Here is a 12,641-nt window from a genome sequence, read left to right as displayed (position 1 = left end):
TGACCCATGTCAGCTCCCGTGACTTCCTCCCAGCGGCCAGCGCTCATCGTCATTGACGTGCAGCGCGGATTCGATGACGCGCAGTTCTGGGGACCACGTGACAATCCGGACTGCGAGCGCAACATCTCGACGCTGCTGGCGCACTGGCGAGACCGACAGTGGCCCGTGGTCTTCATCCAGCACGACTCAGAGCACCCCGACTCGCCGCTCGCGGCAGGTTCTCCCGGCCACGAGTTCAAGGACGTCGTCTCCGGCAGCCCAGACCTCCTGGTGCACAAGAGCGTCAACTCAAGCTTCTACGGCACTCCGGACCTTGATCACTGGCTTCGTTCGGAGGGCATCGAACAGGTCGTGATCTGCGGGATCACGACGAACCACTGCTGTGAGACCACTGCTCGGATGGCCGGGAATCTCGGCTATGAGACATATTTCGCCATCGATGCCACCCACACCTTCGACCGCGCCACACCTGAGGGTGAGACGGTCTCCGCGGCCATGCTCGCGAAGATCACCGCGACGAACCTGAACGGAGAGTTCGCCACGGTGCTGCGCACTTCCGCGCTGCTCGACGCGCTGGCAGGAACAGGTGCGCAGCAGTCTCGAGTCTTCTCCCCGAACTGGAAGTGACATCACGTGACCGTAGAGCTTCTGCACTGGAACCCCGAGCGCCCAGCTGTGAAGGGGCGACTCGGCGAGCGCTTCGCCCCCAAGCGTCCGCTCAACAATTTCGGGGACCTGCTGGGACCGGTGATCAGTCACGAACTTCTCCGCCGCTCCGGGATCGACACCGACGAACAGGGGCAGGCTGATCAGGCGAGCCCGGCACAGGACAAGAGACCACAGGCTCGGCTGGCCACGGTCGGGTCCATCCTGCACTTCTGCCGTAATGGGGACACGCTCTGGGGCACCGGGCGCAACGGCAAGATCAGCGACCGGCGGCACAAGTTCACGTCTCTCGACGTCAGGGCGGTCCGCGGCCCATTGACCCGCGACTTTCTGCGCGGCCGCGGGATCGACGCCCCGAGTCTCTTCGGGGATCCCGGCATCCTGGTGGGGCATCTGTGGGACCGCGAGCAACTTGCTGCAGGACACCGACTGCGTCCGCACCGGATAGTCCCGAACTTCCACGACTTCAGGGAAGTCCGCGACCGGATGTCCGCCCCAACACTGGACCCTCGCGGTGACCTGTGGGACGTCATCGGAGGCATCGCGGCCAGCAGCCTCATCGTCGGTTCCTCACTTCACGGCATCATCGTGGCGGAGAGCTTCGGCATCCCGGCACGGCTGGTGCTCCCACGCACGGAGACACTCTTCAAATATGAGGACTACTACCGCGGAACCGGACGCCGCAGCTTCACGCCGGCCCCGGATGTCAGAACCGCACTGAGCTGGGGAGGGGAGCCACTCCCGCAGTACGATCCTGCGCCCCTGATCGACGCGTTCCCGCGCGAGCTCTGGTCCAGCTAGCGCTGGGGGACTGTGCGGTCTGCTCGGCGCAGCAGATACCAGCCGAGACCCGCCAACACGATCTCCAGCGCAGCCACCGCGGTCGCGAGCGGAAGCAGCACAGGGTGCAGACCCGCGAGGCTGATGACGGAGTCCCCATGGCTGTGTGCCGGAATCGCGACACCCTCCGCGAGGACCCTGCCCGCAGCGCTGGTGAGTCCTCCCGCCGGAGCGAGCTGCGCAGAGTCTGCCGCGGTGAGCATCCCCAGATGCACTGCCAGCATGCCGGAGTTCATCACGCCGATCAGCGCCCAGGAGCGCACGCTCGCCATGCGCCAGAGATGACCGGCGCAGGGGAGGCAGACGATGGCCATGGCCGCCATGAGCAGGCTCCACCCCAGATGACCTCCGTGTCCCAGCATCAGCAGATGGAGGATCCCAGAGGTGGCCGCGCCCACGGCGGCTGTACGCCGGATACGCAGCATCACGTCCATGAGACCCTTCCGAAATACGTGTGAAATGTGTCATATTTATTCTTGAGCGTGCGCTCAACTATAAGGAGGACCACCATGGCTGACAAGACGTCAACCCCGCAGCCCCGACACCCCCTCACCCCACTCTCTGTGGAAGAGATCGAGTCCATGCGCGGCGTGCTCGAGAGTGAAGGGCTCATGACCGAGGCGACCCGCGTCTCCTATGTGACACTCCGGGAACCCGAGAAGCAGGCGGTTCTCGACTGGTCCCCGAAGGATCGGCTGCCGCGCGAGGTCTCACTGCTGCTCACCGACCTCTCTACGCTGACCCTGACAGACCTGGTGGTCGACCTCGATCAGCGCAGCATCGTGGAGCGCCGCGACGTCGATGCCGTCGCCGAGGGCACCGCCCCGAGCTTCGACGAGGACCTCGCCGGGGCGGACCCGATCGTGAAATCCGATCAGCGCTGGGTGGACGCCATCGCGAAGCGCGGTGTCACCGATCTGGACAAGGTCATCGTCGTCGGACTCTCAGCCGGGGTCTTCGGCTATGAGGATGAAGTGGGCGTGCGGGTGGTGCGTGCCTTGGCCTTCCGTCAGGACTACCCGACGGATTCTGTCTGGGCGCACCCGATCGACGGCGTCGTCGCCCATGTGGATCTGACGAACAAAAAGGTGCTGCGCGTCATCGAGACCGAGGTCATGGATGTCCCGGAGGAGTCCGGAGACTATCTGGATCCTGCGGTGCGCGGTGAGTACCGCACGAGCCTGAAGCCGATCTCCATCACCCAGCCCGAGGGAGTCAGCTTCTCCCTGGAAGACGGCGTGCTGGCCTGGGAGAACTGGAAGGTCCGGGTGGGATTCAACGGTCGTGAGGGACTCACGCTGCATCAGCTGAGCTTCCGGGACCAGGGGGAGGACCGGCCGATCCTCTACCGCGGCTCCATCGCCGAGATGGTGGTCAACTACGGCGACCCCACCCCCTCCCACGCCTGGCAGAACTACTTCGACGTCGGGGAGTACCAGTTCGGCCGGCTCGCCAACGCCCTGGAACTCGGCTGTGACTGCAAGGGCGAGATCACCTACGTGGACGCCGTCGTCGTCGATGACCTCGGTCAGCCGCAGACGCTGAAGAACGCGATCTGCATCCATGAGGAGGACTTCGGGGTGCTGTGGAAGCACAGCGATGACTTCTCCGGCACCCGGGAAGTCCGCCGCCAGCGCCGCCTGGTGATCTCCTTCTTCGTCACCGTGGGCAACTACGACTACGGCTTCTACTGGTACCTCTACCTGGACGGGAAGATCGAGCTCGAGTCCAAGGCCACCGGCATCGTGTTCACCTCCGGGATGCCTTCGGCTGACTACCCCTACGCGACGCATATCGCCCCCGGACTGGGTGCACCGGTGCACCAGCACCTGTTCTGCGCACGGCTGGACATGAGCGTGGACGGGACCCGAAACTCGGTGGACGAGATCGACGCCGCGCGCGTGCCGTCCAGCGCTGAGAACCCCTGGGGCAACGCCTTCACCCGCGACATCACCCGGCTCACCAGCGAGCAGCGTGCCGTCCGCGACGCCAAGGGGTCCGTGGGCAGGGTGTGGCGGGTCAGCAGCGCCGAACGGACAAACCGGATGGGCGCCCCGACCTCCTATGTGCTGCATCCTGAGGAGAGCCCCACGCTGCTCGCGGCCGAGGACTCCTCCATCCGCAGGCGCGCAGCCTTCGCCGGACACCACTTGTGGGTGACCCAGTACGACCGGGACGAGCGCTTTCCGGCCGGGGATCAGGTGAACCTCAACCCGGGTTCCGGAGGGCTTCCCGCGTTCATCACCCAGGATCGCTCGCTCGAAGGGGAGGACGTGGTGCTGTGGCACACCTTCGGGCTCACCCACTTCCCCCGCACGGAGGATTGGCCGATCATGCCGGTGGACTACGCCGGGTTCAAGCTGACCCCGGATGGGTTCTTCGACCGCAATCCCACGCTCGACGTCCCGCCCGAGACTCCCGGGCACTGTGCGACGGGCTCAGGAACCGCTGCCGATGGGTCGGCGGAGGCTGGCGGCTGCTCCTGTCACTGAGCGGAGCGGGGTGGCGCTGAGCGCAGGCTAGCGATCCGCCCAGCGGGGGCTGCTCGTGGAGGCCTGTGCGATGGCGCCGGTCCCGGTCTCGGTGAGCCAGGCGGAGAGGCAGTGGTGGATGGTCTCCCACTGCCTCTGCGCTGAGGCCAGGGTGGTCTGCAGCGCGCATTCCACCTGGAAACCGGTGATCAGCACCATCACGATATCCGCAAGTCCCGCCGCGGGGGCGGCCGGGGTGAGTTCACCGGCGTCCACCGCCTCCTGCAGGTGTGCGAGGATCTGCCGTCGCCATTGCGCGGTGACCTCGGTCTGAAACTGCGCCATGTCGGGTTTGGACGTCGCGCGGCCCCAGAAGTTGACGACGACGAAGGCCTCGCGCTCGGTCTCCGGCCCCACGGGGAGGATCTCCTCGAGCATCTCCCACAGGGCGCACAGCCCCGTATGCTCTGCCACGCCCTTGGCGATGCGGTCGTTGGTGCGATCGAAGATCAGCTGGAATGCCCGGAAGACCACATCATCGAAGCCGGCGAAGTAGTGCCAGAGCGATCCGGTGGAGACGCCCAGTTCGTTCGCCACGGCACGCGAGGTGGTGCTCTCGAGCCCGTCGCGCGCAGCGATCTTCAGATAGGTCCGCACGATCTGCGCTCGGCGGGCTTCGCGGTCGATCTTCTTCGGCATGGTCTTGATTCTTCCCCACCAGAGGCCGTCCGTGGTCACCGGGCGCGCTGAGGCGGTCGGGAGGCTGTGCTGGGGCGAGCCCGCTGACTGCCTCCTAGGACGCTGGGGCGAGCGCGTCGTGGCGCAGTCGCTGTCGCCGGTAGGCGCTGGGTGACTCGCCGTACTCGGCCCTGAACACCCGGGAGAAATGAGCCGCATCATGGAGCCCCCACCGTCCGGCGACCCAGGAGACCGGACGCTGAGCATAGACCGGGTCGAGGAGATCGCGGCGAATATGCTCAAGTCTGCGGGCCCGGATCCAGGCGGAGATCGTCTGGCTCTCCTCGGAGAAGATCGTGTAGAGGTACCGGACCGAGACGAAGTGGGCAGCCGCGATGGAGGCGGGGGTCAGCGTGTCATCGGCGAGATGGTCCAAGATGTACTCGCGGACCTCGCGCTCCAGCCCCCGGGTGGGAGAGCTGGGCCCCTCGCGGTGTGCATCGAGCTCGTGGGCGAGCATCGTGACCATCAGGTCAAGGGCGGAATGCACCAGCCGACTGCCGTAGGCGTCGGGCAGCTGTTCGATGCTGTTGCAGAGCTCCACGAAGAATGGATTGATGAGTCGGCCGAATCCATGTTCGCGGGAGAAGCAGATCGCGGTCACCCGGGAGATCTGTTCCGGGGTGAGGTCCACCGGCTCCTGTGGGATGACCATGACCATGGTGCGGCTGGATTCGGGGAAGTGCAGCGAATACGGGCGGTGGGTGTCGTAGATGGCAAGATCCCCGGGGCCCAGCACCGCGCGGCGGCCGTCCTGTTCCAGCACTGCGTGCCCGGAGAGCTGAAGACTGAGCTTGTAGAACCGTGAATCCTCACGCGAGATCAGCTCCGGGGTGCGCCGGACGGTGTGGGCCGTGGTGGCCAGCTCGAAGAGGCCCACGCCGTCGAAGGCGGTGTGACGCAGGTGGCCCTGGAAGGGGACTCCCGGCTTCTCTCGGATCTCCAGGGGCACGACGGCGGCCGCGATGGCTTCGCGCCAGGTGGCCAGGTTCACCGCGGGACGGGCGCGGTCGGGGGCAGGGCCGAAACGGTGGCTGGTGTGCATAGTCCCTCCTGCAAGTGAGTTCCCTCCATGATATTGAGCAAGCGCTCAATATCGATGGCAGGGGCATTTCGGGTATGTAAACCTTCGTGCTTGCTGAGTGTGACACCCCTCACAGGGCTTGTAAAGCATCATCCCGCGGGACGGTGGAGCCGGAGCCCGCCGGAATGGACAACTCAGGTGCACCGTGATGCAAGACTCCTCCGTCCTCTGCTCGGGATACTTCTCGACAACAGGTGGCGACGACGTCACCCAGATTCCGGAGAGTTCACCAGATGAGGAGAACAGACATGGCTGAATCCGCCGCGCCGGCACGACCGCCCACAGCCGAGGAGACCGCACTGGCCCGACGCACCCTGGGAGTCCCTGCCCTGGTGTTCCTGATCATCGCCGCCTCCGCGCCGCTGACCGTGCTGGCAGGAGGCGCCACCACCAGCTTCGCCATCACCGGGCAGACCGGGGTGCCCGTGGGCTACCTGCTGCTGGGCGTGATCCTCGGGCTCTTCGCCGTCGGGTACGGAAGGATGAGCACCTACGTGCAGAACGCGGGCGCCTTCTACGCCTACGTCTCCGCGGGGCTGGGAGTTCGACCGGGGATCGGCACCTCCTTTCTGGCGCTGGTGACCTATAACGCGATGCAGATCGGCATCTATGGTGTCTTTGGCTTCACTGCGTCCTCGATCATCCATGACCTCTTCGGGGTCACCCTCGCCTGGTGGATCTGCGCGCTGGTCGGCTGGCTGCTGGTGGCAGTGCTCGGGGTCAATCGGATCGATCTCTCGGCGAAGCTCCTCGCGGTCATCGTGCTGCTGGAGTTCCTCGTCGTGATCGTGGTCAGCCTGCTTTCCCTCTCCGTTGCTCCCGAAGGCGTCACCGCCGAGACGCTGATGCCGGAGAACTGGTTGAACGGCAGCCTCGGTGCGCTGCTGGCCTTCGGCATGGCCGCCTTCATGGGGTTCGAGTCCGGCGCGATCTACTCGGAGGAGGCGAAGAATCCCGAGCGTTCCGTGGCGCGAGCCACCTATATCGCGGTCGCCATCATCTCGGTGTTCTACGCCGCCTCCTCCTGGGCGCTGGCAGCTGGCCTCGGCCCCTCCCAGATCGTCGCGCAGGCCCAGGAATGGGGCCCTGATCTCGTCTTCGTCTTCCTGGACGGGAAGCTGCCGGCCCTGCTGGTCAACCTCGCGGCAGTGCTCTTCCTGACCAGCATCATGGCGGCGCTGGTGGCGTTCCACAACGCTGCGGCTCGATACTTCTTCTCCATGGGGCGGGCACGGGTGCTGCCCGCAGTGCTTGGACGCACAGGGAGGCTCAGCGGCGCTCCGGTGGCCGGCTCGCTCACCCAGAGCGGGCTCGGACTCGTGATGATCATCATCTTCGCCATAGCAGGGGCCGGCTCAGAACTGGGTCCGCTCTTCCCCGTGCTGACGATGTTTCCGTGGCTGACCAACGCCGCAGGATTCGGTCTGGTGCTGCTGCTGTGCATCACCTCCGTGGCGGCGCTGCGCTACTTCAACCGAGATCCCGAGCGCCACCCGCTCTTCGCGCGGACCATTGCCCCGCTGCTCGCAGCGATCGGACTCGGCATCATCGCCCTTCTGATCATGTTCAACTTCGACGTCATGATCGATGCGGAAGGGTTCTCCGTTCTGGTGATCCTGCTGCCCGGGGTGATCATCGGCTCTGGCCTGGTCGGTCTGCTCTGGGGGCACCACCTCAAGCGCTCACGACCCGAGATCTACCGCGGTGTCCGAGAGGCGAACATCGGTTGATCCCCGACTCCTGACGGGCAGAGGGGTGCAGCTGGGGGATGTCTCCAACGGCTGCACCCTTCTTCTCGCGTCTGCGCAGAAGTGGGCCCACTCAGGAGCGGTGCACAGAATCCCCAGCAGGGGTTGTGCGACAGATCACATAGCGTATACGATCTGGAATATCATCCCGCCGGAGCGATCCGGACCGGCTCGTCGAGGAGACCTATGACCGCGCATACCCTGGGCACACCCGGCAAGATCATCGCTGTCCACATCAGCTACGAGTCCCGCGCGGCCGAGCGGGGCCGCCGGCCGGAGGCACCCTCGTACTTCTTCAAACCGACCAGCTCCATCGCCGCCTCCGGGGAGACCGTGGTGCGTCCCGCCGGCACCGAGCTGCTGGCCTTCGAGGGTGAGATCGCCCTGGTGATCGGCACCGCCGGCCGCCATATCCGCACGCAGGACGCGTGGTCCCATGTCAGCGCGGTCACCGCCGCCAACGACTGGGGCCTCTATGACCTGCGAGCCGCAGACAAGGGATCCAACGTCCGCAACAAGGGCCGCGACGGCTACACCCCGCTGGGCCCGTCCCTGATCCCCGCGGCCGAGGTGAACCCGGACTCGCTGCGCCTGCGCACCTGGAAGAACGGGCAGCTGGTCCAGGACGACACCACCGACGCCATGATCTTCCCGCTGCGCCAGCTCCTCGCCGACATCTCCCAGCACCTGACCCTGGAGGCGGGGGACGTCATCCTGACCGGCACCCCGGCGGGAGCCTCTGTCGCAGAGCCCGGCGACATCGTCGAGGTCCAGGTGGATGCCGGCGAGCTCACCAGCGGTCGGCTGATCAGCACGGTCACCGAGGGCCGCGCGGGCTTCGATCCTGCCCTGGGCAGCCTGCCCCAGGTCAATGACACCCAGCGTGAAGAGGCCTGGGGCTCACGTGCATCTGCGGGACTCCCACAGGCGCCTGCCTCCATGCTGGACCAACAGCTGCGCGCGAAGCTGCTCGAGGCTCCGGTGGCCGGCCTGTCCCAGGAGATGCGCAAGCGAGGCTTCAACAACGTGACCATCGACGGCGTGCGCCCCACCCGCAGCGGAACCAAGCTCATCGGCACCGCCCGCACCCTGCGTTTCGTGCCGAACCGCGAAGACCTCTTCGCCTCTCACGGCGGCGGCTTCAACGCACAGAAGCGGGTCTTCGACTCCGTGGACGAGGGCGAGGTGATCGTGATCGAGGCACGCGGAGAGCGTGGCTCCGGCACCCTCGGCGACATCCTTGCGCTGCGCGCCCTGCAGCGCGGAGCGGCCGGCGTCGTGACCGACGGGGGAGTCCGGGACTACGCCACCGTGGCCGATATCGCACTGCCGGTCTTCAGTCAGGGCGCCCACCCGGCTGTGCTCGGCCGCAAGCACGTGCCCTGGGACGCCGATCTCACCATCGCCTGCGGCGGAGCCACAGTGCAGCCAGGAGACATCATCGTGGGTGACGACGACGGGGTCATCGTCCTGCCTCCCGGCATCGCCGAGGATGTGGCAGATGCGGCGCTGACCAAGGAGACCGAGGACGGCTGGATCGCGGACCAGGTCAAGGCCGGGCACCCCGTGGACGGGCTCTTCCCCATGAACTCCACCTGGCGCGCTCGCTACGACGCGGCCCAGGGCCACCGCGAGGCGGCGGGGCAGACTCAGGTAGAGGCTCCCGCCACCGATGGGGAGGGGCCGTGATCCGGATCGATGAACGCATCAGCAAGTCCGAGCTGACCTATGACTGGGTCCGGGAGCGCATCATCGGCCGTGAGTTCAACCCCGGATACCGGCTGGTGCTCGGCGCGATCGCCAAGGAGCTCGGGATCAGCGTGGTTCCCGTGCGGGAGGCCGTGCGTCGGCTCGAGGCCGAGGGCCTGGTGGAGTTTGAGCGCAATGTCGGGGCCCGGGTCGCCATGGTCAACAGCGCTGAGTACATCGACACCATGCAGACCCTCGGGGTCCTCGAAGGTGCAGCCACCGCACTGGCCCTGCCGCAGATGTCCCAGGAGGACATCGACCGGGCACAGTCGATCAACGATTCCATGCGCGCCATGCTCGAGAACTTCGACCCGGTGGTGTTCACCTCGCTGAACGAGAAGTTCCACCGCGCGCTCTTCCACCGCTGCCCCAACCCGCACATCGCGGAACTTGCCGATCGCGGATGGAACCGGATGGCCGGGCTGCGCAGCTCCACCTTCAGCTTCGTGCCCGAGCGCGCGCCACGCTCGGTGCAGGAGCACGACGAGATCCTGCGGCTGATCCGTGAAGATGCCGACCCCCTGGACATCGAGATGGCAGTCCGCCAGCACAAGTGGCGCACCGTGGAGGCCTATCGCGAACAGGGCCGGCACACTGCCACGACCGCCCGCTGACCTGCCACGAGCACCCATTGAGCCCAGCGCCCGAGCGCCAGAAGGAGAACACATCCGATGAACGACTATCAGACCCCCGTCCCGGCTGATCTGCCCGAACGGATCCAGCACTACATCGACGGCGAGTCCGTGGACTCGGCCGAGGGCGGCACCTTCGAGGTGCTCAACCCGGTCACCAACGAGACCTATATCCACGCCGCCGCCGGCACCAAGGCGGATGTGGACCTCGCCGTCGCCGCGGCCCGACGGGCCTTCGAGACCGGGCCCTGGCGCGAGATGCTCCCGCGCGAGCGTTCCCGGGTGCTGCACCGGATCGCGGACCTGGTCGAGGGCCGCGGAGACCGCCTCGCCGAATTGGAGTCCTTCGACTCGGGCCTTCCGATCACTCAGGCGCTGGGTCAGGCGCGCCGCGCCGCCGAGAACTTCCGCTTCTTCGCCGACCTGATCGTGGCCCAGGCCGACGACGTCTACAAGGTCCCCGGACGGCAGGTCAACTACGTCAGCCGCAAGCCCATCGGCGTCGCTGGACTGATCACCCCCTGGAACACGCCGTTCATGCTGGAGAGCTGGAAGCTCGCCCCCGCGCTGGCGGCGGGCAACTCCGTGGTGCTCAAGCCCGCCGAGTTCACTCCGCTCTCGGCCAGCCTGTGGGCCGGCATCTTCGCCGAAGCGGGACTGCCCACTGGAGTGTTCAACCTGGTCAACGGGCTGGGGGAGCAGGCCGGCGATGCGCTGGTGAAGCACCCGGACGTGCCACTGATCTCCTTCACGGGAGAATCCAGCACCGGGCAGACCATCTTCGCCAATGCCGCACCCGCGCTGAAGGGGCTCTCCATGGAGCTGGGCGGGAAGTCGCCCGCCGTCGTCTTCGCCGACGCCGACCTTGAAGCCGCCATCAACGCCACCGTCTTCGGAGTCTTCTCCCTCAACGGCGAGCGCTGCACCGCGGGCAGCCGGATCCTGGTCGAGCGCAGCATCTATGACGAGTTCGTCGAGCGCTATGCCGCCCAGGCCAAGCGGGTCAAGATCGGCTTCCCGCATGAGCGTGAGACCGAGGTCGGTGCGCTGGTACACCCGGAGCACTTTGAGAAGGTCATGAGCTATATCGAGATCGGCAAGGGCGAGGCCCGACTCGTAGCAGGCGGCGGACGCCCAGAGGGATTCCCGACAGGAAACTTCGTGGCTCCCACTGTCTTCGCCGATGTGCCCAGCGACGCACGGATCTTCCAGGAGGAGATCTTCGGCCCGGTGGTCGCCATCACGCCCTTCGACTCCGAGGAGGAGGCCCTCGAGCTCGCCAATAACACCAAGTACGGGCTCGCCGCCTATATCTGGACCAACGACCTCAAGCGTTCGCACAACTTCGCCCAGTCGGTGCAGGCCGGAATGGTGTGGCTGAACTCCAACAACGTGCGCGACCTGCGCACCCCCTTTGGCGGGGTCAAAGCCTCCGGTCTCGGGCACGAGGGCGGCTACCGCTCGCTGGACTTCTACACCGACCAGCAGGCCGTGCACATCAACCTCGGTGAAGTCCACAACCCCGTCTTCGGCAAGGCCGACTGACCACCCTCCTCCACCCTCACGTTTTCACCATCAAGCAAGGACGCTTCAGATGACAGACACCTCCTTCCCTCGAGTCCCGACTCCCTCCGTCCCCGCACCCGACATCCTGCGCTGCGCCTACATGGAGCTCATCGTCACCGATCTCCAGCGGTCGCGGGACTTCTACGTCGACGTCCTGGACCTCACCGTCACGGCCGAGGATGAGGATGCGATCTACCTCCGGTCCATGGAGGAGTTCATCCACCACAACCTGGTGCTGCGCCGCGGCGAGCAGGCCGCCGTCGCCGCCTTCTCCTACCGCGTGCGAGCCCCCGAGGACCTGGACAAGGCTGAGGCCTTCTACGCCGAGCTCGGCTGCGAGGTCATCCGCCAAAGAGAGGGCTTCACCCGAGGCATCGGGGATTCCGTGCGGGTCCAGGATCCGCTGGGCTTCCCCTACGAGTTCTTCCACGAGGTCGAACACGTGGAACGGCTCGCCTGGCGCTATGACCTCTACACCCCCGGCGCACTGGTCCGCCTGGACCACTTCAACCAGGTCACCCCCGATGTGCCCAAGGCTGTGGCGTACATGGAGGACCTCGGGTTCCGAGTCACCGAAGACATCCAGGACGAGCATGGCACCACCTACGCGGCGTGGATGAGACGCAAGCCCACCGTCCACGACACCGCCATGACCGGAGGTGCGGGACCACGCATGCACCACGTCGCGTTCGCCACTCACGAGAAGCACAACGTGCTGGCCATCTGCGACAAGCTCGGGGCGCTGCGTCTCTCGGATCATATCGAGCGCGGCCCCGGACGCCACGGCGTCTCCAACGCCTTCTACCTCTACATCCGTGACCCCGATGGGCACCGCATCGAGATCTACACCCAGGACTACTACACCGGAGATCCCGACAACCCCGTGGTGACCTGGGACGTGCATGACAACCAGCGCCGCGACTGGTGGGGCAACCCGGTGGTCCCGTCCTGGTATACGGAGGCCTCCACGGTGCTGGACCTCCACGGACGTCCCGTCCCCGCCGCGGAGCGCACCGATGCCTCCGAGATGGATGTCACCATCGGCGCCGACGGGTTCTCCTACACCCGCAAGGACGACGAGGAGTCCATGCCCTCCTGGAAACAGGGCGAATACAAGCTGGGTCACCAGCTCTGAGCCGTCGGGAGA

Annotated in this window: 11 protein-coding genes; 8 read left to right on the top strand and 3 right to left on the bottom strand. The window is 66.3% G+C overall.

Features of this window, described 5'->3' with window-relative positions; all coding sequences use genetic code 11:
- Positions 1-6: 6 nt before the first annotated feature.
- Positions 7-627, top strand: coding sequence for a cysteine hydrolase family protein (locus tag H4W26_RS01970; RefSeq protein WP_192590499.1), 621 nt, complete (start codon positions 7-9; stop codon positions 625-627).
- A 6-nt stretch (positions 628-633) separates the two neighbouring features.
- Positions 634-1,467 (top strand): polysaccharide pyruvyl transferase family protein, encoded by an 834-nt coding sequence (locus H4W26_RS01965; protein WP_192590498.1) that lies wholly within the window; start codon positions 634-636, stop codon positions 1,465-1,467.
- Here the strand turns inward: H4W26_RS01965 and H4W26_RS01960 are convergent.
- The gene (locus tag H4W26_RS01960; RefSeq protein ID WP_192590497.1) at positions 1,464-1,934 is read right to left on the bottom strand and encodes a hypothetical protein; all 471 of its coding nucleotides are present in this window, start codon (positions 1,932-1,934) and stop codon (positions 1,464-1,466) included. The genes H4W26_RS01965 and H4W26_RS01960 overlap by 4 nt on opposite strands.
- A gap of 81 nt (positions 1,935-2,015) precedes the next feature.
- Between H4W26_RS01960 and H4W26_RS01955 the strand changes: the two genes are divergently transcribed.
- Positions 2,016-3,998: a primary-amine oxidase gene (locus tag H4W26_RS01955; protein ID WP_192590496.1), complete on the top strand. Its 1,983-nt coding sequence runs from the start codon at positions 2,016-2,018 to the stop codon at positions 3,996-3,998.
- A gap of 27 nt (positions 3,999-4,025) precedes the next feature.
- On the opposite strand, the gene H4W26_RS01950 is transcribed toward H4W26_RS01955, so the two are convergent.
- Together H4W26_RS01950 and H4W26_RS01945 are read right to left on the bottom strand one after the other, a co-directional pair.
- Entirely contained in the window at positions 4,026-4,676 is a 651-nt protein-coding gene (locus H4W26_RS01950) for a TetR/AcrR family transcriptional regulator (protein WP_192590495.1), read from the bottom strand.
- 94 nt (positions 4,677-4,770) lie between these two features.
- On the bottom strand, positions 4,771-5,760 hold the full coding sequence (locus H4W26_RS01945; RefSeq protein ID WP_192590494.1) for an AraC-like ligand-binding domain-containing protein: 990 nt from the start codon (positions 5,758-5,760) through the stop codon (positions 4,771-4,773).
- 287 nt (positions 5,761-6,047) lie between these two features.
- Here H4W26_RS01945 and H4W26_RS01940 point away from each other — a divergent pair, with 287 nt between their 5' ends.
- From H4W26_RS01940 to hpaD, 5 genes are all read left to right on the top strand, one after another.
- Positions 6,048-7,529, top strand: coding sequence for an APC family permease (locus tag H4W26_RS01940; protein ID WP_192590493.1), 1,482 nt, complete (start codon positions 6,048-6,050; stop codon positions 7,527-7,529).
- Positions 7,530-7,706: 177 nt separating this feature from the next.
- Positions 7,707-9,236, top strand: coding sequence for a fumarylacetoacetate hydrolase family protein (locus tag H4W26_RS01935; RefSeq protein WP_318779837.1), 1,530 nt, complete (start codon positions 7,707-7,709; stop codon positions 9,234-9,236).
- The gene (locus H4W26_RS01930) at positions 9,233-9,910 is read left to right on the top strand and encodes a GntR family transcriptional regulator (RefSeq protein ID WP_318779736.1); all 678 of its coding nucleotides are present in this window, start codon (positions 9,233-9,235) and stop codon (positions 9,908-9,910) included. The genes H4W26_RS01935 and H4W26_RS01930 overlap by 4 nt, the downstream gene beginning before the upstream one ends.
- Before the next feature lie 57 nt (positions 9,911-9,967).
- A complete protein-coding gene (gene hpaE, locus H4W26_RS01925) occupies positions 9,968-11,473 on the top strand; it encodes a 5-carboxymethyl-2-hydroxymuconate semialdehyde dehydrogenase (RefSeq protein ID WP_192590491.1) in 1,506 nt (501 codons plus the stop codon).
- Between the two features lie 49 nt (positions 11,474-11,522).
- Positions 11,523-12,629, top strand: a complete 1,107-nt coding sequence (hpaD, locus tag H4W26_RS01920; RefSeq protein WP_192590490.1) for a 3,4-dihydroxyphenylacetate 2,3-dioxygenase — start codon at positions 11,523-11,525, stop codon at positions 12,627-12,629.
- The last annotated feature ends 12 nt before the right edge of the window (positions 12,630-12,641 follow it).

Source organism: Nesterenkonia halotolerans (assembly GCF_014874065.1).
In the GTDB taxonomy this organism is placed as follows: domain Bacteria; phylum Actinomycetota; class Actinomycetes; order Actinomycetales; family Micrococcaceae; genus Nesterenkonia; species Nesterenkonia halotolerans.
This window is presented reverse-complemented; position numbering and strand designations above follow the sequence as displayed.